Here is a 26,319-nt window from a genome sequence, read left to right as displayed (position 1 = left end):
TTGCATGCCTGGGCAGGCGCCGCTTCCGCCAGCTTCACCGTGAAGCGGCAGGTGCGGAATAGGACTGTAGTAGAAACCGCGCGGGGCAGCCGCGCCGCCTCGGCCTTCCGTTGCGGCGGCCCGCCCCGTCCCGCATAATGCTTCAAGGGATGTAACCGGAACGACAACCGGCGGGGAAACGGCTTTGCGCAGACTTCGCCCGGACGAGCGGACCAAGGCCAGGATGCACGCCACCGGCGTGCTGACCGCCTGGAGCTCGGCCGGAACGGCGGAAGGCGCCGTGGCGGATCTCGTCGGCCGCATCGACCCCGCGCTGTACTCGCAACTGCTGGTGTTCTTCGCCCCCTGTATCGATGCCGATGCCCTGGCGCGGGGCCTGGCGGCGGCCTTTCCCGGCCTGCCGGTCGCCGGCTGCAGCACGGCGGGGGAGATCACGCCGGACGGCATCGCCGCCGACACCGTGGTCGCGCTCGCCCTGCCGCGCGCCGGCTTCCGCGTGGTGACCGATGTCATCCCCGACCTCCGCAACCTGACGGTCGAGAGCGGCGCGGCCGCGGCGCGCCGGCTGCGCACCTGCCTCGAGCGCCGCTGCGGCGACCGGCCCGAGGCCGCCGGCCACCGCTTCGGCCTGATCTTCATCGACGGCATGTCCTACAAGGAGGAGATGTGCGTCTCCGCCGTCGCCATGGCGCTGGACGGCATCCCGCTGGTCGGCGGCTCGGCCGGCGATGGCCTCAGCTTCGGCAGCACCGCGCAGCTCCATGGCGGGCAGGCCTGGCGCGACGCCGCGGTGCTGGTGCTGGTCGAGACCGAGTATCCCGTCGAGGTCTTCCGCAACGACAATTTCTCGCCCACCGACCGCAAGCTGGTGGTCACCCGGTGCGATCCGGAACTGCGCATCGTGCACGAGCTGAATGCCGAGCCGGCGGCGCAGGAATATGCCGCCGCCGTCGGCGCCAGCACCCGCGACCTGACGCCGATGCGCTTCGCCTCCCACCCCGTGGTGGTGCGGATCGGCGGCAACTACTACTGCCGCTCCATTCAGCGGGTGAATGCGGATGGCTCGCTCTCCTTCTTCTGCGCCATCGACGACGGCGTGGTGCTGACCGTCGCCCGGCCGCGCGACCTGATCCGCTCGGCCGAGGCCGAACTGGACCGGATCGACCGGGCGCTGGGCGGGCTGGACCTGGTCATCGGCTTCGATTGCGTGCTGCGCCGCCTGGACGCCACGCGCCGGCGGATCCGGCCGCGGGTGGAGGAGCTTTACCGCCGCCACAACGTGACCGGCTTCTTCACCTATGGCGAGCAATACGGCGGCATGCACCTGAACCAGACCTTCACCGGCGTGGCGATCGGCCGTTCCAGGCCGCAGTGATGGCGGTGCGCGAGGGCCGCCCGAAGGAGAGCCGCCAGGCGCTGGAGCAGCGCATCGCCAAGCTCGAGCGCATCAACGCCGTCCTGATCGACCGCGTGGAGCGCTCCATCGACCGCCAGGGCAGCGCCTTCTCCCTGTTCCAGACCGCCATCGGCCTGGAGGCGCAGGTCCGCAGCCGCACCCAGGAACTGACCGAGGCGCTGCGCAGCCTGGAGCGCACCAATGCCGCGCTGGCGGCGGCGAAGGAGGAGGCTGAGCGCGCCAACCTGTCGAAGACGCGCTTCCTGGCGGCCGCCAGCCACGACCTGCTGCAGCCGCTGAACGCCGCGCGGCTCTTCATGTCGACGCTGGTGGACCTGCAGGCGGAGGCGGAGGCGCGCCGCGTCGCCGTGCGGGTCGAGCGGTCGCTGCAGACCATCGAGGACCTGATCCGCGCGCTGCTCGACATCTCCAAGCTCGATGCCGGCCTGGTGCGGCCGAGCGTGCAGGAGTTCCCGCTCGACGGCTGCCTCGCCGCGCTCGACTCTACCTTCCGCCCGGCGGCCGAGCGCAAGGGCCTGCGGCTGCGCCTGCGGCCAACGCCGGTGACGGTGCGCAGCGACCCCGTCATGCTGCAGCGCATCCTGCAGAACCTGCTGTCCAATGCGGTGCGCTACACGCGCCGCGGCGGCGTGCATCTCGGCGTCCGCCGGCAGGGGGAGGACTGCGTCATCCAGGTGGCCGATACCGGCATCGGCATCCCGGAGCGCGAATACGAGCTGATCTTCGAGGAATTCCACCGCGGCGCCCTGACCGAGGAGGAGGATGTCGCGCTCGGCCTCGGCCTCGCCATCGTGCGGCGGCAATTGCGCACGCTCGGCCACGGGTTGGAGTTCCGCTCCAAGGTCGGCGTCGGCTCGGTCTTCCGCCTGCGCCTGCCGCTCGCCGCCGGCCTGCCCGCGGCGCCCGAGCCGGGCCCGGACCGTGCCGGCAGCCGCGCGCCGGGCGGCATCGCCGGCACGCTGCTGGTGCTGATCGAGAACGACGAGCCGACGCTGACGGCCATGACCCAGTTGCTCGACCGCTGGGACTGCCACGTGCTGCCCGTGCGCAGCCGGGACGAGCTGCAGCGCCTGGCGCCGCAGCTCGAGCGGCGGCCGGACATCGTCATCACCGACTACCACCTCGACGACGGCGTGGATGGCCTCTCGCTGATCGCGCGGCTGCGGCGCGACTTCCGCGCGGCGCTGCCGGCCATCGTCGTCAGCGCCGACCATTCGGAGGCGGTGGCCGCCGCCGCCCGCGCCGCGGGCTGCGAGATGCTGCGCAAGCCGGTGCGCCCGGCCGCGCTGCGCGCCCTGCTGGTGCACCTGCTCTCGGCGGCCCCGGCCATGGCCGAGAGCGGCTAGCTCCCCTCGCTCCGGTTGCTCCGCGCGATCAGCGCGGCGAGGTCCAGCTTCGCCGTCTCGATCACCGCCTGGGTGCGGCTGACCACCTTCAGCTTGCGCAGCACCTCGGAGACATGCGCCTTCACGGTGGTCTCGCCGATCTTCAACTCATGCGCGATCTGCTTGTTGAGCAGGCCCTGGCGGATCATCTGCAGCACGCGAAGCTGCTGCGGCGTCAACTCGGCGAGGCGCGCGGCCAGCCCATCCTCCCGGCCCCCGCGCCTGGCGGGCACCGGCGTGGTCGGCGGCAGGTAGATCTCGCCGTTCAGGATGGTCTGCAGCGCCTGGGTCAGCAGCGGCTTGTCGATGGTCTTCGGCACGAAGCCGGCCGCGCCCAGCCGGATCGCCTCCTCCATCACCAGCGGGTCGTCCACGCCGGAGACGATGGCGACCGGTACGCGCGGGAAGCGCTTGCGCAGCGCGATCAGCCCCTCGAAGCCGGCGACGCCCGGCATGGAGAGGTCGAGCAGCATGAGGTCGGTGTTGCGCTGCCGCTCCAGCGCCTGGCAGGCCGCATCGATCCCGTCCGCCTCCTCCACCTCGGCGCCCTCGAGCACCGAGGCGACGGCGCCGCGCAGCGCGTCGCGGAAGAGCGGGTGGTCGTCGACGATCAGGATCTGGACCATGGCGGCGGACCCCGTGAGTGGCAGCGCGGTGGTGGGCATGGCGCCCGGCGACCCGGACGGGTCGCCCCGCGCCAGGCCGGCCTCCCCCGCAGGAAGCCGGCCGGCGCGGGGCGCCACCCCATCCTGTACTCCCTGGCTCAGCGGGCCGCCACCCGGCGGGGGATCCGGAAGGTCCAGACCATGCCGCCCTGGCTGAGATGCGCGACGGTCTTCGCCACCTCGCCGCCCCAGAGCGGCACGGCGCCGCCCCAGCCGGACACCACGCTGACCATCTGCTCGCCATCCTGCTCCCAGGTGATGGGGGAGCCGACGACGCCCGAGCCGGTCTGGAAGGACCACAGCTCCTCGCCGGTCCTGGAGTCGAAGGCCTTGAGGAAGCCTTCCGGCGTGCCGGTGAAGACGAGGCCGCCGGCGGTGGTCAGCACGCCGCCCCAGAGCGGCGCCTTGTTCTTGTACTCCCACACCACCTTGCCGCTGGCCGGGTCGATCGCCTTCAGCGAGCCGATATGGTCGAAGAGCGGCCTGATGGTGAAGCCGGCGCCGAGGTAGGCCGCGCCGCGCTTGTAGGCGATGGGCTCGTTCCAGATGTCCATGCCCCACTCGTTGGAGGGGACGTAGAAGAAGCCGGTCTCCCGGCTATAGGCCATCGGCATCCAGTTCTTGCCGCCGAGGAAGCTCGGCACCGCGAAGACCGACTGGCCCTTCGGCACGCCGCCGCCGGCCGGCGCCGCGGCGCTGGCCGGGTTGCCCGGGCGGTTGGCCGGGTTGAAGACGGGGCGGCCATTGGCGTCGAGGCCGCTGGCCCAGGTGATGTCGCGCACGAAGGGCAGGCCGGCGATGAAGCGGCCGTTCTCGCGGTTCAGGACGTAGAAGAAGCCGTTGCGGTCGGCCGTCGCCGCCGCCTTCACCACCTGGCCGTCCTTGCGCAGGTCGAAGGCGACCAGCTCGTTCACGCCGTCGAAGTCCCAGCCGTCGTTCGGCGTGGTCTGGAAATGCCAGTTGATCTCGCCCGTCTCGGGATCGATGGCGAGGCGCGAGGAGGTATAGAGGTTGTCGCCCGGCCGCAGGTGGCTGTTCCAGGGCGCCGGGTTGCCGGTGCCGAAGAAGATGCGGTGCGTGTCGGGATCATAGGTCCCGCCGAGCCAGGTGGCGCCGCCGCCCTGCTGCCACATGTCGCCCGGCCAGGACGCGTTCTTCGTGCCGGTCATGGTGGAGGGCTTGCCGTCCAGCATGCCCATATGCCCCTCGATCGTCGGGCGCATCCAGACGAGGTCGCCGGTCTCGGCATTGCGCGCCTCGACGCGGCCGACGATGCCGAACTCGCCGCCCGAGACGCCGGTGACGATCAGCGCCCCGCGGGTCTTCGTCGGCACCACCAGCGGCGCGGCGGTGTTGGAGAAGCCGGCGCGGTAGTCGTCGATGGTCTTGGTCCAGACGACGCGGCCGGTCTGCGCGTTCAGCGCCACCAGCTTGGCATCCAGCGTGGCGAAATAGACCTTCTCGCCGAACAGCGCGGCGCCGCGGTTCACCACGTCGCAGCAGGGGAGGATGCCTTCCGGCAGGCGGGCATTGTATTCCCAGAGCTTGGCGCCGGTCTTCACGTCCAGCGCATAGAGCCGGGAATAGGAGGCGGTGACGTACATGACGCCGTCGCGCACCAGCGGCTGGCTCTCCTGCCCGCGCTGCTTCTCGCCGCCGAAGGAGAAGGCCCAGGCCGGCACCATCTCCCGCACATTGGTGCGGTTGATGGCCTCCAGCGGGCTGAAGCGCTGGCCCTGCGGGCCGAGGCCATTGGTGACGACGTCCTTGGTCGTCGCCGCGTCGTTGAGGATGTCCTCCGCCGTGACGCCGGCCGCGCCCGCCGGCGCCGCCTGCAGCAGCGCCGACAACGCGAAGGCGCCGATGACCATCGGCACACTGGACCGCTTCATCCCATTCCTCCTTGCACCCGGTGTCCGGGCGCGCCATGGCGCGCCGCTTCCCCTGGCATCGCCGGCACCCTAGCGAGGCGCCATCCGCACCGCCGATAGCCAAATAGTACGAGCCGGCATCATCCCTGCGGCGCCAGCCAGGTGACGCCGTGCCGCCGGCAGATGGCGGCGATCTCGCCGCTCTCGCGCAGCGCGTCGAGGACGTCGCCGATGGCGTAGCCGAGGTCACGGCTGTCCGCCTTCACCGCCGCGCCCACCGTCCATTCGCGGCCGAAGACCGCGGGCAGGCGCGGCACCATCAGCCGGAAGCGGTCGTCGCCCGGCGCGCGCAGATGCCCCTCGAGCTGGCCGCGCTGCGCCATGACCGCCGCGACCTCGCCGCCGCGCAGCGCCTCCATCGCGGCCTCGAAGGGCAGGTAGTGGCGGACATTCGCGCGCACCCGGCCGCCCTGGGCCGAGAGCAGGTAGAAGTCGGAATTGGTGTCCGTCTCGACGCCGATCGGCAGGCGCTCGAACACCTCGAAGCCCGGCTCCGGCCCGGTCCGCGCCTCCTCATAGGCGAGGGCGAGCTGGTGCCGGAGATAGCCGCCGAAGATGGCGACCTGGTCGTTGCGCCGCGCCAGCTCGCGGTCCAGCGGGACATGCAGCATCAGGTCGGCGGTGCCCGAGCCGGTGAGGTCGCCGCGCCAGACATTGAGCCGCAGGTCGTCGTCCACCGACTCGCCCGCCTGCCGCGTGAGCCAGCGCGGCGCGAGGCCAAGCTCCTGCGCGATGCGGGTGCCGAGATCGGCGTCGATGCCCCGCGGCACGCCCGCCTCGACCGCGGAGAAGGGCGCGTAGTCCTCGTAGAGCGCGATGCGCAGCCAGCCGCTGTCGCGCGCCTCGTCCAGCGGCCGCGCCAGCACGCGCGGCGCCGCCAGGGCCGCCGCCGCGGCCAGCAGCCCGCGTCGCGGGAGGGAGGGGCGCATCAGCCCTCGTGCTTCGACTCGATGAAGGCGCGGATGGACCAGAGCGCCTCCTGGCTCAGCACGCCCTCGAAGGCCGGCATCCGGGTGATGCCGTTCTGCGTCGCGCCATGGCGCACGCGCTGCAGGAACCACTCGTCGCCCTCGCGCCCCTTCTCGAGGTAGCGCAGGTCGGGGGCGAGGCCGCCGGAGATCACCTCCAGCCCATGGCAGCGAGCGCAGTTCTGGTTGTAGCCGGAGCTGCCGATGCGGATCGCCAGCGCATTGCCGCTATAGGGATTCTGCTCCCGCCAGTCCTCGCCGAGCGGCTCGAGCTCGGTGGTGTCGACGGGCTGCGGGGTGACGTCGCCATGCGCCGATGGGCGCGTTGCAGGCAGGGCCGCGGCCAGGCCTGCGATGACGACGACGGCAAGGCGGCTGCGACGCATTCTGTTCTCCCGCTACGATCCTGACGTTGCCGCGGACCCTACAGGCGGCCTGCGGGACGCCCCATTGCCCATTGGTCCAAAATGCCGGCGGGCGAGGCTCCGCCATTGGTCCTATCCGCCGCCGCCGGGGCGCGGCATAGTCTCCGCCCATGCACGGGGGGAACCGCATGACGCGCAGTCTGGCCATCCTGGCCGCGCTGCTCTGGGGCATGGCCGCGGCGGCGCAGCCGGCGGCGACGCGCGACATCCCGATCCTCTATCTCGAGCGCAGCATCGAACGTCCGGCGACCCTCTCCTCGCTCGACCTGCCGCCGACGGATGCCGGGCTGCAGGGCGCGCGGCTCGGCCTTGCCGATGCGATGGCGGCGGGGCGCCTCATCGGCCAGCGCGTCACCCTGGCGGAGCGTGTGCTGGAGCCCGGCGCCGACCTCGCCGAAGCGCTGCGCGCGGCACTGGCCGAGGCGATGCCGGCCGCCATCCTCGCCAACCTGCCGGCCGCCGACCTGCTGCGCCTGGCGGACCTGCCGGAGGCGCGCGACCTGACCGTGCTGAACGCGGCGGCGCCGGAGGATGCGCTGCGCGGCGCCGAATGCCGGCGCAACCTGCTGCACGTGCATCCCTCCCGCGCCATGCTGGCGGATGCGGTGATGCAGTTCGCCGCACGCCGCCGCTGGTCGAAGCTCTTCCTGGTGCTGGGCCAGACGCCGGAGGACGCGGCCTGGGCGGAGGCGCTGCGGCTCGCCGCGCGCAAGTTCAACCAGCGCATCGTGGGCGAGAAGCGCTTCGGCACCGACGGCGCCGACCTGCGCGACACGGCAGCGGCCGAGATGCCGGTGCTGACGCAGGGCCCGGACTACGACATGGTCCTGGTCGCCGATGCCTGGAAGGATTTCGCCCGCTTCGTCCCCTACAATACCTGGCTGCCGCGGCCGGTCGCGGGCTCGGCGGGCCTCGAGCCGGTCGCCTGGTCGCCGGCGGCCGAGCAATGGGGCGCGACGCAATTGCAGAACCGCTTCGAGCGCCAGGCGGGACGGCCGATGACCGGCATCGACTGGTCCGCCTGGGCGGCGATGCGCGCCGTGGCGCAGGCGGCGACCGCGGCCGGCAGCGCGGAGCCCGCCAGGGTCGGCGCCGCGCTGCGTGCGCCGGGCTTCAGCTTCGCCGGCTTCAAGGGCCGCCCGCTCTCCTTCCGGCCCTGGGACGGGCAGCTCCGCCAGCCGATCCAGCTCGCCATGCCGGGCGCGGTGGTCGCCGTCGCGCCGCTGGAGGGCTACCTGCATCGCCGGACGGAGCTCGACACGCTCGGCCCCGACGAGCCCGAGACGGCCTGCCGCCGCTGAAAGGACGCCATGCGCCGCCTGCTCCTCCTCCTCGCCCTGCTCGCGCCATCGGCCGCCGGTGCGCATGAGCTCTTCGTCAGCAACGAGCGCGACAACACCGTCAGCGTCATCGACACGAAGACGCTGGAGGTGACGCGGACGTTCCGCGTCGGGCGGCGGCCGCGCGGCGTGCTGCTCTCGCCCGACGGCAGCCGGCTCTATGTCTGCGCCAGCGAATCCGATGCGGTGCAGGTGATCGATCCCGCGACCGGCAAGCTGCTGCACGACCTGCCGGCCGGCCGCGATCCTGAGCAATTCGCTCTCTCGCCCGATGGCAAGCGCCTCTGGGTCGCCAACGAGGACGACGCAGTCTCGACGGTGGTGGATGTCGAGCGGCGCGCGGTGCTCGGGCAGGTCGATGTCGGGGTGGAGCCGGAGGGCATGGCGGTCTCGCCGGACGGGCGGATCGCCGTCGTCACCGCCGAGACCTCCAACATGGCCCATGTCATCGACACGGCCTCGCTGAAGGTCGTGGCGAACATCCCGGTCGGGGAGCGGCCGCGGCATGCCGAGTTCAGCGCCGACGGCACGCGGCTCTGGGTCTCGTCCGAGATCGGCGGCAGCGTCACGGTGATCGATACGGCGAAGCGCGAGGCCATCGGCAGCATCCGCTTCGAGGTCCGCGGCGTGCCGGCCGACCAGATCCAGCCCGTCGGCATCCGCATGACGCGCGACGGCACGCTGGCCTTCGTCGCCCTCGGCCCGGCCAACCGCGTGGCGATCGTGGACGCGAAGAGCCTGCAGGTGCAGGGCTATCTGCTGGTCGGCCGCCGCGTCTGGCACCTGGCCATGACGCCGGAGGAGGATCTGGTCTTCACCACCAACGGCGTCTCCGGCGACGTCTCCGTCATCGACGTGAAGGCGCGGCGGGTGACGAAGACCATCAAGGTCGGCCGCTTCCCCTGGGGTGCGGCCATCCGCGCTACGCCGTAGCCAGCGCCGCCCGCAGTCCCGCCACGTCGCCGCGCGGCACCTCCACCAGCCGCAGCAGCCGCGCCGGCCGGGGCGAGAGCACGGCGACGCGGTCGGCAAGCTCCGCCGCATCCTCGAGCGCATGCGTCACCAGCACGGCGGTGGCGCGGCGCTCCGCCAGCACCTCGGCGACCAGGGCGCGGAGCTGCGCCGCCGTCGCCTCGTCCAGCGAGACGAAGGGCTCGTCCAGCACCAGCAGCTCCGGCTCCACCGCCAGGGCGCGCGCGATCGCGGCGCGCCGCGCCATCCCGAGCGAGAGCTCGCGCGGCAGGTGCCCCGCCCAGCCCGCGAGGCCGACGCGCGCCAGCAGCGCCTCCACCGGCGGTTCCGGCAGGCCCGCGGCCGCGGCGACGATGCGCATGTTGTCGCCGAGCGTCCGCCAGGGCAGCAGCCGCGGCTCCTGGAACACCACGCCCAGGCGCTGCGGCCGGTACCGTACCTCGCCCTCGTAGTCCTGATCGAGCCCCATCAGGATGCGCAGCGCCGTCGTCTTGCCGCAGCCGGAGGGGCCGAGCAGCGCTGTCACGGTGCCGGTGGGGAAGCCGAGCACGAGGTCGCGCACCGCCTCCACCGGCGGAGCGCCGGTGCGGCGGTACAGCTTGCGCCGGATCGTCAGCTCAAGCAGCGGCGCCACGCCAGGCCCGTGCGCGGCGTTCCGCCGGCTGCATCAGCACGCCTTCCACCGCCAGCATGACCGCGGCGAAGGCCAGCGAATAGGCCAGCAGGCCGGCCACGTCGAAGAGCTGGAAGCGCATGTTGAGTTCGAAGCCGACGCCGCTCGGCCGGCCCAGCAGCTCCACCACCAGCACGATCTTCCAGAGGATGGCGAGGCCCGAGCGCGCCGCGGCAGCGAGAAAGGGCGAGAGCTGCGGCAGCACCACCTCCCGCAGCCGCGTCCAGGGGCCGAGGCGATAGACGCGCGCGACCTCGTCCAGCGCGGGATCGAGGGTGCGCGCGCCCTCCCGCACCACCACGATGACGTTCGGCAGCTTCGCCAGCGCGACCGCGCCGATCGCCGCGGCCTCGGTCTGGCCGCACCAGACATAGGCCAGCAGGATGATGACCAGCGCCGGGATGTTCAGCAGCAGCAGCACCCAGGGGTCGAGCGCGGCATCGGTGGCGCGGTGGCGGCCCATCATGTAGCCGATGGCGCTGCCGAGCGTCATGGCGAGCAGGAAGGCGGCGGCGACGCGCGCCAGCGTCGCCAGCACGGCGGGGATCAGCGCGCCGGCCGCGATCTCCTCCCGCAGCGCGGCGAGCACGGCGAGCGGCCCCGGCAGCGCGCGGTCGGCCGCAGCCGTCGCCAGCGCCCACCAGAGCAGCAGGAAGGCGAGCGCCGAGGCGAGGCGGAGCGCGGGCAGGCCCAGACGGCTCATTCGCTGGCGCGCCAGAAGGTACCGGGGGAGAGCGTCGTGGCGCGGCCGACCAGGCGCGGCCCGCCGAGTTCCGCCACCACCGCGTAGAGCCGCGCGGCATCCGCCTCCTCCGCCTGCACCGGGCGGCGCGGGATGCCGCTGCGGAAGCGGTCGCGCAGCCGCAGGAAGGCGGCCTCGGACTCCGCGCGCATCAGCGGGCGCAGCGCCTCCCACTCCGCATCCTTCTCGGCGAGGATGGCCTTGGCCGCGCCGCTCGCGCGCAGGAAGCCGTCGATCGCCGCGCGATTGCCCTGCGCCCAGCGCTCATCGAAGACATGGCCGATCATGGCGACCGGCCCGGCGGCGCCGAGCGCGCGCTCCACCGCGTCGATCGGCAGCAACTCCCGGTGGCCCTCGGCCTCCAGGGCAGCGGCGAAATTCCAGTAGAGCAGCGCCGCCTCCATCTCCTGCCGGCGGAGCTTCTCGGCCAGCAGCGGCGGCGCGCCGAAGACCGGCTCGGCCTCCGCCACCAGGTCGATGCCCTGGCGCCGGCCCTCCGCGACCAGCAGCAGCCAGGCCTTGTCGAGCGGCCCGCCGGAGACGCCGACGCGTCTGCCCTTCAGGTCGCGCAGCGAAGACGCCGAGGATTTCGGCGGCACCATCAGCGCCGCGACGGCGGTGGAGAAGGGCGCGAAGGCGAGCGGCTGCCCCTCCGCCCGCTGGCGGGAGACGAAGAGCCAGTCACCAACGATGACATCGACGCTGCGGGCCTGCAGTGCGACGCGCGTCGCCTCGTTGCCCGCCAGTTCCACGGCCTCGATGCGGATGCCGTTGGCGGCGGCAAGGCCGTGCCGCGCGATGACCTGCAACTCCCAGGCGACGGTGCCGAATTTCAGCACGCCGATGCGGATCAGCGGCGGCTCCGCCGCGCCCGCCGGCAACGCCAGCGCGGCGAGGAGCGGCGCCAGATCACGTCTTCGCAAGCGTCCCCTCCCGTGATTCCTGGGCCAAGGATGCACCCGCGCGGCACCCCCGCCAGCCCCATTCTTTGGCCGCGCGGGCGGCAATGCACAGACGATATGCGCGCCGGTCCCGCAGTCGTGCGAGTTGCACGGCGTGGCATCCGACCAAGGTTCCGGTTGGACAGCCCGGCGCCGCTGTCGCAGCATAGCGCATCGCGTACCGGCCGGAACCAGCGGGATGCGCGTGGGGGGAGTGAACGACCATGCGGCAGCGGCAGCGCCCGACGCGACGCGCCTCCGCGCTCGGCAGCGGGCTGGCCGCGTCGCTCGTGCTGCATGGGGCGGCGGGTGCGGTGGTGGCAGTCGCGCTCGCCTGGCGCACCCTGCCCTCGCCGCCGGGCGCCGAGGCGGCGCTGGAGATGGTGTGGCTGCCGGCCACGGATGCGCCCGCCGATGTCGCGCCCCCCGAAGCCCCCGGGCAGTCCGCCGCGGTCGCCACGCTGGCGCCGCTCGCCGCCGAGGGCACGGAGCCCGAGGATGCGCTGGCGACGCAACTCCTCGGCGCGCTGCAGCAGGCCGCGCCCGCGCCGCCGGCGGAACCGCCCCTGCCGCCGCTATCGTTCCCGGCGATGGAGGCCGCGGAACCGCCGCCGGATCCGGCAACGCTCTTCGCCCCGGAGCCGACCGCAGCGGCCGAAGCCGCGCCGCCGCAACCACCGGTGCAGCTTGCGGCCCTGCCGGAGCCGATGCCGCCACCCGAGGAACCGCCCGCGGCGACACCGCCCGATCCGCCGATGCAGGTCGCCGCCCTGCCCGTGCCGCTCCGCCCGGCGCCCGAGCCGGCGGCGGTGGAACAGGCGGTCCTGCCATTGCCACCGCCGCTGCCGCCGCCCGCCCCGCGGCGCGCCGCCACGGCCCCGCCTGCCGCCGCGCCACACGCCGCCACGCCGCCCACCGCCGCGCCGCAGCCGGCCGCCATGCCGGTCCCTGCCCCGGCCGCACCCGAGCCGGCGGCGATCCCCGTGCTCTCCGGCCAGCCGCGCTTCCGCCGCCCGCCGGCGCCGCCCACCTATCCCGACCGCGCGCGGGAGGCCGGCATCGAAGGCACCGCGCTGCTCCGCCTGCGCGTCGGGGCCGACGGCACGACGCTCGAGATCCGGCTGCTGCGCTCCGCCGGCAACCGCTGGCTGGACGAGGCCGCGCAGGCCGCGGCGCGCCGCTGGGAGATCGCGCCCGCGCTGCAGAACGGGCGCGCGATCGAGGCCTGGGTCGAGGTGCCGGTGCGCTTCCGCCTCGACGAATGACGCTCAGAAGCTGAAGCGCAGCCCGCCATAGAAGGCCCGCGGCAGGCCGGGCGTCACCGTGCGCGGGTCGGTCAGCGACGGGTTCAGCGCGCTCGCCGTCTCCAGGTTGTAGAAGGTGCCGAAGGTCGAATAGTGCTGGTCGAAGAGGTTGCGGACGATGCCGTAGACCTCGACGCCCGGGCCGATGCTGACCGCGGTGCGCAGGTTCACCACGGCATAGCCGGCAAGCGGCTTCAGCAGATTCGCCTCGTCTCCCCGCAGGTACTGCTCGCTGTTGAAGACGATGTTGCCGCCGATGCGCCACCATTCCGTCGCGCGCCATTCCGCATCCAGCCGCAGCCTTTGGCGCGGGATGCCGGGGATGCGGTCGCCGCGTTCCACCGGGATGGCGCCATCGGCATCAGCGAAGGGATTGTTCGGGCTCGGCAGCCGCTGCGCCGTGCGGAAGGTCGCATCGATGAAGGCGTAGTCGAGGCTGACGGCCAGCCGCTCGCCGCGCCAGCCGATCCCGGCCTCGACGCCCTGCCGGCGCGTGTCGCCGGCATTGCGGAAGAAGCCGCGGCCCTGGATCTCGCTCTGCACCAGCAGGATGTCGTCGGTCAGGTCGGTGCGGAAGACGCCGAGATTCCAGGTGGTGCGGCCACCGAGCCAGGTCGGCGGCAGGGTGCCGCGGAGCCCGCCTTCCCAGGTGCGGCTGACCACCTGCTTCAGCGACGGGTCGGAGAGGAAGAAGGCGCCGAGCGTGCAGGGCAGCAACGGGTCGGCGCAGGCGAGTTCGGCCGGCGTCGGTGCGCGGTTCGCCTCGGCATAGCCGGCATAGGCGGTCACCCGATCCAGCGCGCGCCAGGTGAGGCCCGCGGCCGGGTTGAATCGGGAGTAATCGTGGTCGCCGTTCAGGGCTGTGCCGATGCGGTCGCGCAATTCGATGCGCGCGGTGTTGAAGCGACCGCCGATGGTGGCGGAGAGGCGCGGCGTCAACTCCAGCGTGCCGGTGCCGAAGACACCCCAATAGCTGGTGGTGGATTTGAGCTGCACGGCGGCGATGCCGGCGGCGGGCGAATCCACCAGGATGCCGCTGCCCGCGACGGTGCGGTCCGGCGTGACGGTGCCGAATTCGGTGCTGCCGTAGAAATCCGTGTCGGCATGGTCGTAGCTGGCGCCGAAGACCACGCGCGCCGGGCGCCCGAGGATGGGCTCGGTCGAGACGATCTGCGCCGTGCCGCCGGCGCCCAGCGTATTGGTGCCGGTGCGGTTGACCACCCCCGCGACCCCGTCGCCCAGCAGGTCGGTGCCCAGCGTTCCGCCCCCCCGCGCCTGCACCGGCTGGGTGCCGTCGAAGCAGAGCAGGCCGGCCAGGTCGTCGTCGCCGCAGCCGCCGATCTCCGCGATGTCGGCATTGATCGTCCGCTGGCGGAAGCTGCGGACGTAGGCATTGGCCTCCAGCGTCCAGGCCGGCGCCAGTTCATAGGTCCCGCGCGCCTGCAGCATCGTCATGCGGTTGCTGGTGCGGTCGGGCCAGGTGAAGACGTCGCGGCGATTGGCCGAGAGGATCTGCACCGGCGTCGGCCCGTTGCCGCTCAGCAGGTTGCTGCCCGCGCCGATCGAGATGTTGAAGGTCGCATTCTCCCCGCGCACCCCGACATCGCCGTAGAGCCGGCGGAGGCGGGAGGGCGAGTAGCGCCGCCAGCCATCCTCGTTCAGCGCCTCCAGCGCCAGATAGGCCGCGGCATTGCCGACCTGCTTGCCGTATTCCAATCCGCCGGCGACGCGGCCGAAGGAGCCGCCGGAGATGTCGAGGCGCGCGCCCGGCGAGTCGAAGCCGGTCTTCATGCGCAGGGCGAGTGCGCCGCCGATGGCATTCAGGCCGAAGACGGGGTTGCTGCCCAGCAGGTCCACCGAGCGGATGGCATTGGCCGGGATCAGGTCCCAGTTCACCGTGTCGCCGAAGGCCTCGTTGATGCGCATGCCGTTCTGGTAGACCGCGAGGCCCTGCGGCGTGCCGACGAGCGGCGAGGCGGTGAAGCCGCGATAGGTGACGTCGGGCGCGAAGGGATTGCCCTGCGCGTCGTTCACCGCGACGCCGGCAGAGAGTCGGACGAGTGTGTCCACCAGGTCCGGCCGCCCCTCGCGCGCCAGGTCGGCAGCGGAGAAGCCGCGGGTATTCGCCGGGATCCGGTCGCGCGGCACGCCGCCGGCTGACAGCGGCGTGGTCCCCACCGCCTCGACCACCGGCAGGGTGGCGGCCGCCGGCGCCTCCTGCGCCATGGCCGACGGCATCGCCGCGAGCAGCCCCGCGAGGCTGAGGCCCAGCCACGACACCGCCTCTGCGGGCCGAGGCCCGCATCCCTCCTTCTCGGTCATGATCCCCCCAGCCTGCGTATGTCGGCAAGCAACCACGCGGATGCCATCGATCGAATAGCACAATGGTCCGAGGGTGACAGGCTTGCCCGACGCGCTGTGCCGCGGGATGGTGCCGCCGCAGGGGAGAAGAGGCGTCCGCAATCCGACATGGCCGATGAGAGCATCCCGGCGCTGGAAGTATCGCGCCTCTCCTTCGCCTATGGCCCGCGCACGGTGCTGCACGAGGTCGCCTTCCGCGTCATGCCCGGCGAATTCGCCGTGCTGCTCGGCCCGAACGGCGCGGGCAAGAGCACGCTCTTCGCCCTCATCACGCGATTGTTCGACGCGAAGCCGCCGGGCAGCGTGCGGATCTTCGGGACGGCGATGCGCGACTCGCCCGGCGCGGCGCTGGCGCGGCTCGGCGTGGTGTTCCAGCAGCCGACGCTCGATCCCGACATATCGGTGATCGAGAACCTGCTCTACCACGGCGCGCTGCACGGCCTGCCGCGGGCGGAGGCACGGCGCCGCGCGCTGCACGAGCTGGAGCGCGTGGAGCTGGCGGACCGCATCGCCAGCCCGGTGCGCGCGCTCTCGGGCGGGCAGCGGCGGCGGGCGGAGGTGGCGCGTGCGCTGATCACCCGGCCCGCGCTGCTGCTGCTGGACGAGGCGACCACCGGCCTCGACATGCCGAGCCGCGCGGCGGTGCGCCGGCATGTCCGCGCGCTCTGCGCCGAGGGTCTCGCGGTGCTCTGGGCGACGCACCTGATCGAGGAGGTGCCCGAGGAAGCGCGCGTGGTGATGCTGGCCGAGGGCCGCGTGCGTGCCGAGGGTCCGGTCGCCGGGGTGCTGGCGCAGGCCGCGGCGAAGGACCTGCCCGAGGCCTTCGCCGCCCTGACCGCGCCCGCCGCGGCGCGCTAGATGCTGAGATCGAGCAGGTTGTAGTCCTTCATCCCGGCCTTCGCCGCCGCGTCCCAGCGCCAGGTCTCACCGGCCTCGGCATGCGGGCGGTAGACATGGGGGGTCTCCGCGGGGAAGCGCCGGCGGCGGGCGTCGATCGCATAGCCGATGACGCGGGCGCGCTCGCGGATGCGGGCCTCGTCATAGACCGCAGGCGCGTTGTGCACGCCGCCGCCGGTGACGCCCAGCACCGATCGCCGCCGGTGAAAGCCGAAATTCAGCGTCACGCGCCAGTCCGGCGAGGTATTGGCGAAGCTGCCATGCACCGTCTGCCGGTTGGTGATGGCGACATCGCCCGGGCGGCAGATGATCGGCACGGCCTCCGGCAGCCGCTCCGTCCCCGCGGCGGCGACCATCGCCCTGATGTCGGCCCTGCCGCGCCGGTGCGAGCCCGGCACCACCCAGACGCCGTTCGCGGCCGTGCAGCCATAGAGCTGCGCCATGAAGTTGAAGCCATGCGAGCCCGCATCGAGGTCGGGGCTCTCCCAATGCGTCACGCCGTCCTGGTGCCAGGCGACGCTGGCGCCGCGGCCCGGCTCCTTGATAAAGATCGCCTCGTTGAAGGGCACGAAGTCGTCGCCGTTCACCGCCGCCGCCATCGCCAGCAGCCCGGGATGGCCGTAGAGGCGCAGATGCGCCTCGGAGAACTGCAGTGTACCGAGGATGAGGTAGACGATCTCCTTCGGCGCGTCCTCGCTCGCCCTGGGCTCGAACATCTTGACGGGATGGCGGCCATTCGCGGCCTGGGTGCCGCCCATGGGATCGCCCAGGGGGCGGGACCAGAACAGCACCGGCGCCTCGCAGTCGGCGGCCAGTGCAGGACGGCCCTTCGCATCCACCGGCGAGCCGCGCTCGCTCGGCAGCCGGTCCTGGATGGCGTGGATGTCGGCCTCGATATCGGCGAGTTCCTCGGCGCCCAGCACGCCCTCGAAGACGTAGAAGCCGCAGCGCCAATAGGCCTCCAGGATGTCGGGGTGGATGCGGCCATCCGTGCCGAAGCGGATCGGGCCGCGGTTGCCGAGGGCGAAGGCGCGCCGCTCGCCCTCCCGCAGATAGGCCTGCATGGCGGCCTGTTCCGGGCCGTAATCGACCTCGAGCCGCGTGATCGGCTTGTTCATGACGTTCCCTTCCCCACCGTCGCCAGCGGATGGGGGGACGATAGGCCCGGCCGGTCGCGCCTGACAACCGACCGACCATGACGCGGGGTCGCTACCGCTTGTGAGTGGGTCGGGCGCGACAGTCGTGCCAAGCATGGTTCGGCAGTCCTGTGCGGCATCGCAGCGTGTCCCTCCCCGGCCCCGGCAGGTTCCCGCATGTCCTCGCCTGGGGCCTCGTCGCGCTGGCGGCCGCGGCGGGCCCGCTGCTGGCGGTCGGCCTGCCCGGCAGCTTCGCCAGCAGCGGCCAGGATACCGGCGCCGCGCTGCTCTGGCTGCACGGCATGCGCGCGGCGATCGCCCAGGGCGAGTGGTGGCCGCGTTGGCTGATGGAGGGCAACCGTACCTTCGGCAGCCCCGTCTTCCTCTTCTACCCACCGGGCGCCTACTGGATCGGCAGCGCGGTGCAGGCGGCGCTCGGCCTCGACACGGCGCAGGCGCTGGTCGCCGCGGCGCTGCTGTTCCGCCTGGCCTGCTGCGCCTTCGCCTATGCCTGGTTGCGGCAGGAGGCCTCGCCCCGCGCCGCCATGGCCGGGACCGCGCTGGCGGCCCTGCAGACCTATGACATGCTGGTCAACCCGCTGGTGCGCTTCGCCTTCGCGGAGATGGCGGGCACCGCCGCGCTGTTCCTGGCGCTGGCCGCCGCCGGCGCGCGGCGGCCAGGGCGCTGGCTGCCGCCGGCCTTCGCCGTGGTGGTGATGACGCATCTGCCGATGGCGGTGCTGGCGGGCGGCGTGCTGCCGGCCTGGTCGGCGGCACGCCATGGGCTGCGGCGCAGCGCGGGAACGCTGCTGCTCTGCCTCCTCGGCGCGGCGATGGCGGGCGCCTATCTCCTCCCGGCGCTGCTGCTGCTGCCGCAGATCAATGCCGCGGGCTGGGAGACCGGGGGGCTGACGACCTGGTCCGGGCACTTCCTGCTCGAGCCGGCACGGCCGCCCAAGGCACCGGTGCAGTTCTGGCTGATGAATGCGGGGCTGCTGGTCATGATCGCCACGGCGCTGCTGGCGCGACCCTGGCGGGACCGGCGGCTGCGCGGGCCGGCGTTGCTCTTCGGCGCGCTCTGCCTGCTGATGACGCGGCTCTCCTGGCCGGCCTGGGTGCTGTTGCCGCCGCTGCGGGCGGTGCAGTTCCCCTGGCGGCTGATGCCCTTCGCCGTCGCCCTCTGGGCCGTGCTGCTCGCGCGGCGGCTGGATGCGCCGGATGGCGGCGGCCGCCTCGCCCCCGCCGCCGCGCTGGCCTTCGCCGCCGCGGCACTCTGGATCCCCTTCAGCGCCGTCACCGCGAGGCTGCCGGAACTCGCGCGCTACGACTGGACGCGGCTGCGGATCGAGGCCGCCGGGCCCCGCCCGCTGCCGTCCCGCAACCCGCCGGAATATGCCCCGCGCGCGGCAACAAGGGCGGGCTGGCGGGCGGAGGATGCGGGCACCGACGCGCTGCTCGCCGTGCGGCTGGCAGGGGCGGCGGTGCCCGGCCTCGTCACCGAGAGGGTGCCGCCGGACCACCTGCATGTCACGGGCAGTCTCGCGGCGCCGGCGAGCCTGCTGCTGCCGCAACTGGCCTTCCCCGGCTGGGCCGCCGCCGGCACCGCGGCGGCGCTGGCGACGGACCCGGCGAGCGGCCTGCTGCGCCTCGACCTGCCGGCGGGCGCGGTCGATGTCACGGTCGTGCGCATCCCGACGAAGGAGGAGCGCATCGGCTGGGGCGTCAGCGCAACCGCCATCCCGCTCTGGCTGTTGCTCGGCTGGGCCGTGCCGCGCCGGCGCGCCGCGGCCGGGCGCAACCGAGACGGAGAAGCATGAACCGCACCTTTCCCACCAGGGCGATCGCCCTCATCCTCGGCGGCGCCGTGCTGCTGCAACTCGGGCTCCTGCTCTCCGGCTTCTACCGGCTGGAGGCGGATGAGAGCGCCCGCTCGCTCATGGCCTGGGAACTCTCCTGGCGGAACGCGCTCGAGCCCTGGATCTGGCCGCCCTTCTACAAGCTGGTGGTCGGCGGCTTCCTGCGCCTCTACCCCGATGTCTTCGTCGCGCCGCGGCTGCTGATCGGCATCGCGGGCCTTGCCATGGTGCTGGTGCTGGTCGCGCTGTCGCGCGCGCTCTTCGCCCCGGCCGCGGTGGCGGTGGTGACGGCGGCGCTCGCGGTGCTGCTGCCGGACCGGCTGATCTTCGGCACCACGCCCATGTCCGATATGTACTACCTGCTGGCCCAGGGCGGCGGGGCGCTGCTGCTGCTGCACTGGCTCCGCAGCGGCCGGACCGCGGCGCTGCTCTGGTCCTGCCTGCTGGTGCTCGTCGCCCAGACCGTGCGCTACGAGGCGATGTTCTTCGGCGTGGTGCTCGGCCTCTACCTCACCTGGCTGCTGGCGAGGAGGGAACTCGGCCTTGGCACCTATGTCGCCGCGGGCGGCATCCTCGCGGCCTTCCCGGTGCTCTGGGTCCTCGATTCCTTCCTCTGGTTCGGCTCGCTGGAGAACCTCGGCATCACCAGCCAGCAATACCTGGCGATGTATGGCCACAACCATGCGAATGCGTTGCGCAACCTGCCGCTCACGCAGTTCCTGCGCAGCCTCGCCTACAACCCGCTGCTGCTGCTCGGCCTCTGGATGATGTGGCGGCAGGCGCGAGGCGATGCGGCGCTGCGCCGCTGGCTCTGGCTGGTCTGGCTGCCGCTGCCGGTGATCAGCGCCGTCACCTTCGCCTCGCTCAGCATCACCATGGCGGCAAGCTGGCGGCAGGCGAGCCTCTGGGTCCTGCTGCTGCTGCCCTTCGAGGCAGCGGCGCTGACGCACATCGCCGCGCGGCTGCGCGGCTTCGCCTGGCGGCGCTGGGCGCTCGGCGCCCTGGCGCTGGCCGCGCTCGGCCCGCTGGTCCTGCGCGACCTCCGCATCGCCGATCGCGCGCGCTTCTCCTGGGAGACGGGCGAGGTCCGGGCGGAGCGCGCGATCGGCCTGCATCTGCGCGACGAGCTTGACCGGCTCGGCGGGCAGGCGCTGGTCGACGCGAAAGGGCAGATCGACTTCCTCGACGTGCTCACCGGCTCCACCGTGCCGGAGCGCATCGTGCTCAGCGTCGATGCGCCGGCGCAGGAGGTCGCGCTCGCCATGCCCTTCACCGACGGGCTGCCGGAAGCACGCGACCCGGAGAAGGTCCTGCGTTACCAGTCGGACCGCTTCGCCCTGGCCGCGGGCGGCGATGCCGAGGCGCTGCGCCGCCGCGACATCCGCCTGATCCTGGTGCGCGCCCCGGCCTATGTCGCGGCGCTGGACCACTCCCCGCTGGTGGTACGGGAGCAGGCCTTCCCCGGCTGGGTGCTGTACCGCGTGCGGCCGGAGGCGCTGCACGTGGCGGGGCCCTGAGGCCCCGCCATCGCGGGTCAGAGCGCGAGCAGTTCCGGCTCCAGCCCGCGGGCCTTGAGGTCGGCCGCGACCTCCTCCCGGTAGACGGCGTTCATGACGATCACCGTCGCCGGCCGGATCTCCCGCAGCGCATCCGGCCCGACGATCGGATGGCCGGTGCCCACCATGAAGTGGCCCTGCCGGTGCGGGTTGATATCCACGACATGGGAGACGCCCTCGCCGCCGCCGATGGCGGTGAGGAAGGAGACGCCCTTGGAACCGGAGCCCCAGACCACCACCGGCTTGCCCTCGCTGCGCCGCTGCTCCACCAGCGCCCGCCACTGCGCGATCTGCGCCGTGCAGACATCGCGGAAATGCTCGAGCATGGCGCGCAGCCGGGCCCGCTCGGCCTCGCTCACGCCCGGGCCGGGCCGGCCGGTGTAGCGGCCGCGGATCGCCAGGTATTGCCCGGCATATTCCCGCGTCACGCCCTCGATGGCGAAGCCGTGGCGCGCGAAGAGCGCGGTGAGCGAGGCCTCGGTGAAGTAGTTGCAGTGCTCGTAGTAAACATCCTCGAAGGCGCCATGCGCGAAGATGCGCTCGCATTCCGGGATCTGGATGAAGATCTGCATCCCCGGCGCCGATTGCCGCGCCACCTGCTCGGCCAGCGCGGCGAAGCGGCCGGCCGAGGGGATGTGCTCCAGCGTCATCTTGCTGACCAGCAGGTCCGCCTGCAGCCCTTCCGCCGACCGGTCGGAGAAGAACTCGCCGCGAAGCTGCACGCCCTCCGCCCGGTCCTGCACTACGTCGGCGCGGGCCTCGCTGAGGCAGGGGTCGAAGCCGATACCGCGGGCGCCGGAGAGGCGGCAGAGCAGGTGCAGGAACTCGCCCTGGCCGCAGCCGACCTCGACCACGGTGCCGCCGCGCAGACCCGTCTCCGCCACCAGCCGCGCCGCCAGGTCCTGGTGGAAGCGGCGGAAGGTCGGGCTGTAGCCCTGGGTCGGCTCGTAGCGGTCGGAATATTCCGTCAGCTTCGGGTCGAGGGCGCGGTTGAAGACGAAGCAGCATTCCTCGCAGAAGACGAGGTCGATCTCGCCGCGCGGATAGGCGCGCGCCTCCGCCGGCGTGCCGAGCATCAGGCAACTGTTGGTCGGCACGCGCTCCATGCGCAGCACCGGCAGCAGCGCGCGGCCGCCGCAGGCGGGGCAGCAGCCCCGCTCGCCCGGCCGCAGCGTCAGCGGGTTGGCGAAGCGGCCGGGGGCCGCTTCCATGATGTCGGGCAAGGTCTCAGCCCCCCTGCAGATGCGGATGGGGAATGGGGATGATGAAGCGGCCGCCCTGCGCGGCGAAGTCCGCCTGCTGCCGCATGATCTCCGCCTGGTGGTTCCAGGGCAGGATCACCAGGCAGTCCGGCCTGTCCTGCTCGATCCGCTCCACGCCCACGATCGGCAGCTTGATCCCGGGCATGTAGAGGCCGTGCTTGTGCGGGTTCTTGTCCGCCACCCACATCAGCTCCTCCGGCCCGATCTTGAAGAAGTTCAGCAGGATCGTACCCTTGGCCGCCGCGCCATAGGCGGCGATGCGCTTGCCCTCGCGGCGGAAGCCGTCGATCAGTTCGCGCAGCGCCTGGCCGACGCCCTCCACCTTGGCGGCGAAGGCGCGGAAGCTCTCGGGCCGGTCGAGGCCGAGCTCCTTCTCCTCCTCGATCAGCTTCAGCATGCGCTCGGAAGGCGCCGGCTTGTGCTGGATGAAGAGCCGCAGCGAGCCGCCATGGATCGGGATGCGCTGCACGTCGTTGAGGTGCAGCCCCTGCCGCTTGAACAGCTCGGAGAGTGCCGAGACCGAGAAGTAGCAGAGATGCTCGTGGTAGATGGTGTCGAACTCGACATGGTCGATCAGGTCCCGGAGATAGGGGACCTCGATGCTCGCCGTGCCCTCGGGGTGCAGGATCTCGCGGATGCCGCGCACGAAGCCGGCGGTATCGGCGACATGCGCGAGGACGTTGTTGCCGAAGAGCAGCATGGCCTGCCGGCCCTCGGCCTTCAGCTTGCGGGCCAGGTCCTCGGAGAAGAAGGCCTGGATGGTGTCGATCCCGGCCTCCCGCGCCGCGGCGACGGGCGCCGGCGCCGGGTCGATGCCGAGCACGCTGAGACCCGCGGCCTTGGCGTGCTTCAGCAGGTAGCCGTCATTGCTGGCGAGCTCGACAGCGAGCGCGCCGGGCGCCGGCTTCACCCGCTCGATGGCGGTGGCGACGGCGTCCTTCGCGTTGTCCACCACGGTCTGGGTGTAGGAAGAAAAATACTTGTAGGCCGCGGAGAACAGCACCTCCGGCGCCACCGTGTGGCGGAGCTGGGCGAGGCCGCAGCTCCGGCACATGATGACCTCCAGCGGATAGGCCGGGTCGGGCTCGGTCGCCGAGGGGGAGAGCGCGTCCGAGGGCGGCATGGTGCCCATGTCGAAGACGCTCACCAGGTCGCCCCCGCCGCAGCAGCGGCAGGCGCGGATGGGCGTGCAGGCTTCCGCGATCATGCGACCTTCGCCTCCTTGCGCGGCGCCCAGCGCAGCTCCTGCGTCAGGCTGCCATCGGCGATATGGCCGAGGACATGCGCCTTGCGCTGGAAGCGCGGGCCCTCGAACTCCTCCTTGCTCACGCCATGGGTGCGGAAGGCCTCGTAGAGCTGCTCCACGCCCATGCGCGCGGTCCAGCGCGGCGCGGCCTGCGGGAAGACGCGGGCCAGCTTGTCGCAATTCACCCGGTAGGAGCGCAGGTCCGGCCCGGCGCCCTCGGCGAAGCGCACCTTCGTGCCGGGCACCACCTGCTCGACCATCCGGGCGAGTTCCTGGATCTGGTAGTTCTCGCCGGTGGAGCCGACATTGAAGGCTTCGGCATGGACCTTCTCGCGCGGCGCCTCGACCACGGCGCGGAAGGCGCGGGCGATGTCCTCGATGTGGACGACGGCGCGCCAGGGCGTGCCGTCGCTTTTCAGCAGGATGTCGCCGGTGGCGACGGCCCAGGCCGTCAGGTTGTTGATGACGAGGTCGAAGCGCAGCCGCGGCGAGACGCCGAAGGCGGTCGCGCTGCGCATCAGGATGGGCGAGAACTTGTCGTCCGCCAGCGGCAGCAGCCCCTTCTCCGCCGCGACCTTGGAACGGCCATAGGCGGTGACCGGATTGAAGGCGCCCTGCTCGTCGAGGAAGTTCTCGCCCGCCGCGCCGTAGTTGGAGCAGGAGGAGGAGAAGACGAAGCGCGGCACGCCCGCCGCCTTCGCCGCCTTGGCGAGGTTGACGGTCGCCTCGGTGTTGATCTGCATCGTGACCTCGGGGTCGAGGTCGCCGAGCGGATCGTTCGGAATGCCGCCGTAATGCACCACCGCATCGAAGCCGCGCAGGTGGTCCGGCGTCAGGTCGCGGATATCCGCGCCGAGGTTGCGGATGGACCCCGCCGGCCCGACCTCCTTGCCGAAGGTGCAGGCGCGGTAGAGGTCGGTATCGCAGCCGATCACCTCATGCCCGCCCTCCTGGAAGAGGGGGACGGCAACGGTGCCGATATAGCCGAGATGGCCGGTCATCAGGACGCGCATGCAGGATTCCCCAGGTCATTGGCGGCCACGTCGTTCGCGGCGCGCGCGGGTTGCGGGCGGCGGCTGTCCCAGATGCGCCAGGGCGCCTCGCCGCCCGCCCAGAGATTCTCGAGCAGGACCTTGTCGCGGATGGTGTCCATGCACTGCCAGAAGCCGTAGTGCTTGAAGGCCATGAGCTGGCCGTCGAGCGCCAGGTTCTGCAGCGGCGACTTCTCGAACTGCGTCGCGTCGCCCTCGATGTAGTCGAAGACGCCGGGCTCGCAGACGAAGAAGGCGCCGTTGATCCAGCCCTCGCCGGTCTGCGGCTTCTCGTTGAACTCGCTGATCTGGTCGCCCTCGATCTCGAGATGGCCGAAGCGCGCCGGCGGCCGCACCGCGGTGAGGGTGCAGAGCTTGCCGTGCGAGCGGTGGAAGGCGAGCAGCGCGTCGAGGTCGACGGTCGAGACGCCGTCGCCCCAGGTCAGGAAGAAACGCTCGTTGCCGATGACCTGCTTGAGGCGCTTGATGCGGCCACCGGTATTGGTGTTCAGCCCGGTGTCGACGAGCTCGAGCGTCCAGCCATCCATCGACCATTCGCCGCGCTCGTTGCCGAGGGTCGTGTCGTACTCGACCTGCCGGCGGGAGTAGTCGATGCGCAGGTTGCCCGGGGACAGGGCGGCGAAATCGGTGGCGTAGCGCCGGATGTAGTTGCCCTTGTAGCCCAGGGCGACGACGAAGTCCTGATGGCCAAAGGATGCATAATAGCGCATGATATGCCACAAGATCGGGATGCCACCGATCTCAACCATTGGTTTCGGCCTCGCCTCCGTCTCCTCCGCGAGGCGTGAGCCTAATCCGCCCGCGAGTACTGCAACCTTCATGGCCCCGATCTCCTGTACGCTGCAAACATGTGCGGATTTCTCGGCTGCCGCACTTCACGCGTAACGTTGGCACGTCAACGTGAAAGCAAGAGGAACCCAAAACGAGTGACGGTACCTCGCGGCAGCGACATAGTTCCCGTGTACACCACTACTCCGCGCCAGGAGAGGATTGCGTGATCAATTGCGTTGGATATGACGGCTCAGCGAGTTCTTTGCCGCTCGTGAGCATCGGGTTGCCGGTCTTCAACGGCGAGACCTATCTGCGCGAGGCGATCGAATCCGCCCTGAAGCAGGATTACCCGGCGCTGGAACTGGTCATCCAGGACAACGCCTCGACCGACGGCACCGCCGCGATCTGCGCCGACTATGCCGCCCGCGACGGGCGCGTGCGCTACGAGCGGAACCCGCGCAACCTCGGCGCCGCCGCGAACTACAACCTCTGCTTCGAACGCGCCCGCGGCACCTACTTCAAATGGGCCGCGCACGACGATGCGATGGGGCCGGGCTATCTCCGCCAGGCCGTCGCGGCGCTCGAGGCACGGCCGGAGGCGGTGCTCTGCACCACCGGCGTGACGGAGATCGACGGCGCCGGCCGGCCGCTGCGGACCTATGCCAACCATTTCCCCGGCATAGCCTCCCCGGACACCGCGCGCCGCTTCGCCGCCGCCATCCACACCCGCCACCAGTGCGAGGACTTCTTCGGCCTGTTCCGGCGGGCGGCGCTGGTCGGCTCCGAGCTGCACGGGGCCTATAGCGGCTCCGACCGCGTGCTGCTGGCCGAGATGGCGCTGCGCGGCCCCTGGGTCAGCATCCCCGACCCGGTCTTCCTGCACCGTGAGCACGAGAACCGCTACACCCGCGCCATCCTGCTCAAGGATGCGCAGCAGGCCGCGCTCTGGCAGGATCCCAGCCGCAAGGCGGCGGCGCGCAAGACCGAGTTCTTCTATGTCGGCGTCTATCGCCACTACATCCGCCTGATCGGCAAGACGGTGCGCAACCCGCTGACCCGCGCCGCCTGCTATGCCGAGCTGCTGCGCTGGTGGTTCACCGACGAGCACGGCATCGACGTGCTGCGGGAGGTGGTGTCGCCCTACCCGGCCCTGCACCAGCAGGCGCGGGCGCTGAAGCACCGCCTCATCGGCGCCTCCTCCCCCACCCGTCCCGGCAGCCTGCCGGAACTGAAATAGCGCCGGCGCCGCGCGAGGCCCGATGATGCCGGTCCGGCCGCGTCGCGGCCGGACCGCCGGCATGGCGCGCTCGATCACTCTGCCGGCCAGAGCAGAACGCCGCGGTCCGGCAAGGCTCTGAGGCGGGATTCTGCCCGGCACAGCAATGGCCTGGTGCGATCTCGCGCTGCGCGGTCAGCGAG

At 72.1% G+C, this 26,319-nt stretch carries 22 protein-coding genes; 9 read left to right on the top strand and 13 right to left on the bottom strand.

Going from position 1 to position 26,319, the window contains the following annotated elements:
• Positions 1–184: 184 nt before the first annotated feature.
• Positions 185–1,375, top strand: coding sequence for an FIST N-terminal domain-containing protein (locus tag Q7A36_RS15375; protein ID WP_305104599.1), 1,191 nt, complete (start codon positions 185–187; stop codon positions 1,373–1,375).
• Positions 1,375–2,763 carry a NahK/ErcS family hybrid sensor histidine kinase/response regulator gene (locus Q7A36_RS15370; RefSeq protein WP_305104598.1) on the top strand — a complete coding sequence of 463 codons (1,389 nt, stop codon included), beginning with the start codon at positions 1,375–1,377 and terminating at the stop codon, positions 2,761–2,763. The genes Q7A36_RS15375 and Q7A36_RS15370 overlap by 1 nt, the downstream gene beginning before the upstream one ends.
• On the opposite strand, the gene Q7A36_RS15365 is transcribed toward Q7A36_RS15370, so the two are convergent.
• From Q7A36_RS15365 to pedF, 4 genes are all read right to left on the bottom strand, one after another.
• Positions 2,760–3,545, bottom strand: a complete 786-nt coding sequence (locus tag Q7A36_RS15365) for a response regulator (RefSeq protein WP_305104597.1) — start codon at positions 3,543–3,545, stop codon at positions 2,760–2,762. The two genes, Q7A36_RS15370 and Q7A36_RS15365, sit on opposite strands and share 4 nt — an antisense overlap.
• Positions 3,546–3,565: 20 nt before the next feature.
• Positions 3,566–5,359 carry a PQQ-dependent methanol/ethanol family dehydrogenase gene (locus Q7A36_RS15360; protein WP_305104596.1) on the bottom strand — a complete coding sequence of 598 codons (1,794 nt, stop codon included), beginning with the start codon at positions 5,357–5,359 and terminating at the stop codon, positions 3,566–3,568.
• 119 nt (positions 5,360–5,478) lie between these two features.
• Positions 5,479–6,327: a substrate-binding periplasmic protein gene (locus Q7A36_RS15355; RefSeq protein WP_305104595.1), complete on the bottom strand. Its 849-nt coding sequence runs from the start codon at positions 6,325–6,327 to the stop codon at positions 5,479–5,481.
• Positions 6,327–6,752: a cytochrome c-550 PedF gene (gene pedF / locus Q7A36_RS15350; RefSeq protein ID WP_305104594.1), complete on the bottom strand. Its 426-nt coding sequence runs from the start codon at positions 6,750–6,752 to the stop codon at positions 6,327–6,329. The genes Q7A36_RS15355 and pedF overlap by 1 nt, the downstream gene beginning before the upstream one ends.
• Before the next feature lie 167 nt (positions 6,753–6,919).
• Between pedF and Q7A36_RS15345 the strand changes: the two genes are divergently transcribed.
• Both Q7A36_RS15345 and Q7A36_RS15340 read left to right on the top strand, forming a co-directional pair.
• Positions 6,920–8,092: an ABC transporter substrate-binding protein gene (locus Q7A36_RS15345; protein WP_305104593.1), complete on the top strand. Its 1,173-nt coding sequence runs from the start codon at positions 6,920–6,922 to the stop codon at positions 8,090–8,092.
• A 9-nt stretch (positions 8,093–8,101) separates the two neighbouring features.
• Entirely contained in the window at positions 8,102–9,064 is a 963-nt protein-coding gene (locus Q7A36_RS15340) for a PQQ-dependent catabolism-associated beta-propeller protein (RefSeq protein ID WP_305104592.1), read from the top strand.
• Here the strand turns inward: Q7A36_RS15340 and Q7A36_RS15335 are convergent.
• The 3 genes from Q7A36_RS15335 to Q7A36_RS15325 are packed head-to-tail and all read right to left on the bottom strand — an operon-like array spanning position 9,054 to position 11,441.
• The gene (locus Q7A36_RS15335; RefSeq protein WP_305104591.1) at positions 9,054–9,737 is read right to left on the bottom strand and encodes an ABC transporter ATP-binding protein; all 684 of its coding nucleotides are present in this window, start codon (positions 9,735–9,737) and stop codon (positions 9,054–9,056) included. The genes Q7A36_RS15340 and Q7A36_RS15335 overlap by 11 nt on opposite strands.
• Positions 9,721–10,479, bottom strand: a complete 759-nt coding sequence (locus Q7A36_RS15330; protein ID WP_305104590.1) for an ABC transporter permease — start codon at positions 10,477–10,479, stop codon at positions 9,721–9,723. Before Q7A36_RS15330 ends, Q7A36_RS15335 begins: the two co-directional genes overlap by 17 nt.
• Entirely contained in the window at positions 10,476–11,441 is a 966-nt protein-coding gene (locus Q7A36_RS15325) for an ABC transporter substrate-binding protein (RefSeq protein WP_305104589.1), read from the bottom strand. Before Q7A36_RS15325 ends, Q7A36_RS15330 begins: the two co-directional genes overlap by 4 nt.
• Before the next feature lie 242 nt (positions 11,442–11,683).
• Here Q7A36_RS15325 and Q7A36_RS15320 point away from each other — a divergent pair, with 242 nt between their 5' ends.
• Positions 11,684–12,724, top strand: coding sequence for an energy transducer TonB (locus Q7A36_RS15320; RefSeq protein WP_305104588.1), 1,041 nt, complete (start codon positions 11,684–11,686; stop codon positions 12,722–12,724).
• Positions 12,725–12,727: 3 nt separating this feature from the next.
• On the opposite strand, the gene Q7A36_RS15315 is transcribed toward Q7A36_RS15320, so the two are convergent.
• Positions 12,728–15,043 carry a TonB-dependent receptor gene (locus tag Q7A36_RS15315; protein WP_305104587.1) on the bottom strand — a complete coding sequence of 772 codons (2,316 nt, stop codon included), beginning with the start codon at positions 15,041–15,043 and terminating at the stop codon, positions 12,728–12,730.
• A gap of 189 nt (positions 15,044–15,232) precedes the next feature.
• Between Q7A36_RS15315 and Q7A36_RS15310 the strand changes: the two genes are divergently transcribed.
• The gene (locus Q7A36_RS15310; protein WP_305104586.1) at positions 15,233–15,982 is read left to right on the top strand and encodes an ATP-binding cassette domain-containing protein; all 750 of its coding nucleotides are present in this window, start codon (positions 15,233–15,235) and stop codon (positions 15,980–15,982) included.
• Here the strand turns inward: Q7A36_RS15310 and Q7A36_RS15305 are convergent.
• Positions 15,979–17,139: a phytanoyl-CoA dioxygenase family protein gene (locus tag Q7A36_RS15305; protein WP_305104585.1), complete on the bottom strand. Its 1,161-nt coding sequence runs from the start codon at positions 17,137–17,139 to the stop codon at positions 15,979–15,981. The genes Q7A36_RS15310 and Q7A36_RS15305 overlap by 4 nt on opposite strands.
• Before the next feature lie 164 nt (positions 17,140–17,303).
• Between Q7A36_RS15305 and Q7A36_RS15300 the strand changes: the two genes are divergently transcribed.
• Positions 17,304–18,974 carry a hypothetical protein gene (locus Q7A36_RS15300; RefSeq protein ID WP_305104584.1) on the top strand — a complete coding sequence of 557 codons (1,671 nt, stop codon included), beginning with the start codon at positions 17,304–17,306 and terminating at the stop codon, positions 18,972–18,974.
• The gene (locus Q7A36_RS15295; protein ID WP_305104583.1) at positions 18,971–20,530 is read left to right on the top strand and encodes a hypothetical protein; all 1,560 of its coding nucleotides are present in this window, start codon (positions 18,971–18,973) and stop codon (positions 20,528–20,530) included. The genes Q7A36_RS15300 and Q7A36_RS15295 overlap by 4 nt, the downstream gene beginning before the upstream one ends.
• 17 nt (positions 20,531–20,547) lie before the next feature.
• Here the strand turns inward: Q7A36_RS15295 and Q7A36_RS15290 are convergent, their stop codons facing one another.
• From Q7A36_RS15290 to rfbF, 4 genes are read right to left on the bottom strand one after another with little or no spacing between them, the layout of a single operon-like run.
• Positions 20,548–21,792, bottom strand: a complete 1,245-nt coding sequence (locus Q7A36_RS15290; protein ID WP_305104582.1) for a class I SAM-dependent methyltransferase — start codon at positions 21,790–21,792, stop codon at positions 20,548–20,550.
• 4 nt (positions 21,793–21,796) lie between these two features.
• Positions 21,797–23,038: a class I SAM-dependent methyltransferase gene (locus Q7A36_RS15285; RefSeq protein WP_305104581.1), complete on the bottom strand. Its 1,242-nt coding sequence runs from the start codon at positions 23,036–23,038 to the stop codon at positions 21,797–21,799.
• Positions 23,035–24,090, bottom strand: coding sequence for an NAD-dependent epimerase/dehydratase family protein (locus Q7A36_RS15280; protein WP_305104580.1), 1,056 nt, complete (start codon positions 24,088–24,090; stop codon positions 23,035–23,037). The genes Q7A36_RS15285 and Q7A36_RS15280 overlap by 4 nt, the downstream gene beginning before the upstream one ends.
• Positions 24,078–24,950, bottom strand: coding sequence for a glucose-1-phosphate cytidylyltransferase (rfbF, locus tag Q7A36_RS15275; protein ID WP_305104579.1), 873 nt, complete (start codon positions 24,948–24,950; stop codon positions 24,078–24,080). The genes Q7A36_RS15280 and rfbF overlap by 13 nt, the downstream gene beginning before the upstream one ends.
• A gap of 221 nt (positions 24,951–25,171) precedes the next feature.
• On the opposite strand from rfbF, the gene Q7A36_RS15270 reads away from it, so the two are divergent.
• A complete protein-coding gene (locus Q7A36_RS15270; RefSeq protein ID WP_305104578.1) occupies positions 25,172–26,137 on the top strand; it encodes a glycosyltransferase family 2 protein in 966 nt (321 codons plus the stop codon).
• Positions 26,138–26,319 lie beyond the last annotated feature (182 nt).

Source organism: Paracraurococcus lichenis, assembly GCF_030657435.1.
Classification (GTDB): Bacteria; Pseudomonadota; Alphaproteobacteria; order Acetobacterales; family Acetobacteraceae; genus Paracraurococcus; species Paracraurococcus lichenis.
This window is presented reverse-complemented; position numbering and strand designations above follow the sequence as displayed.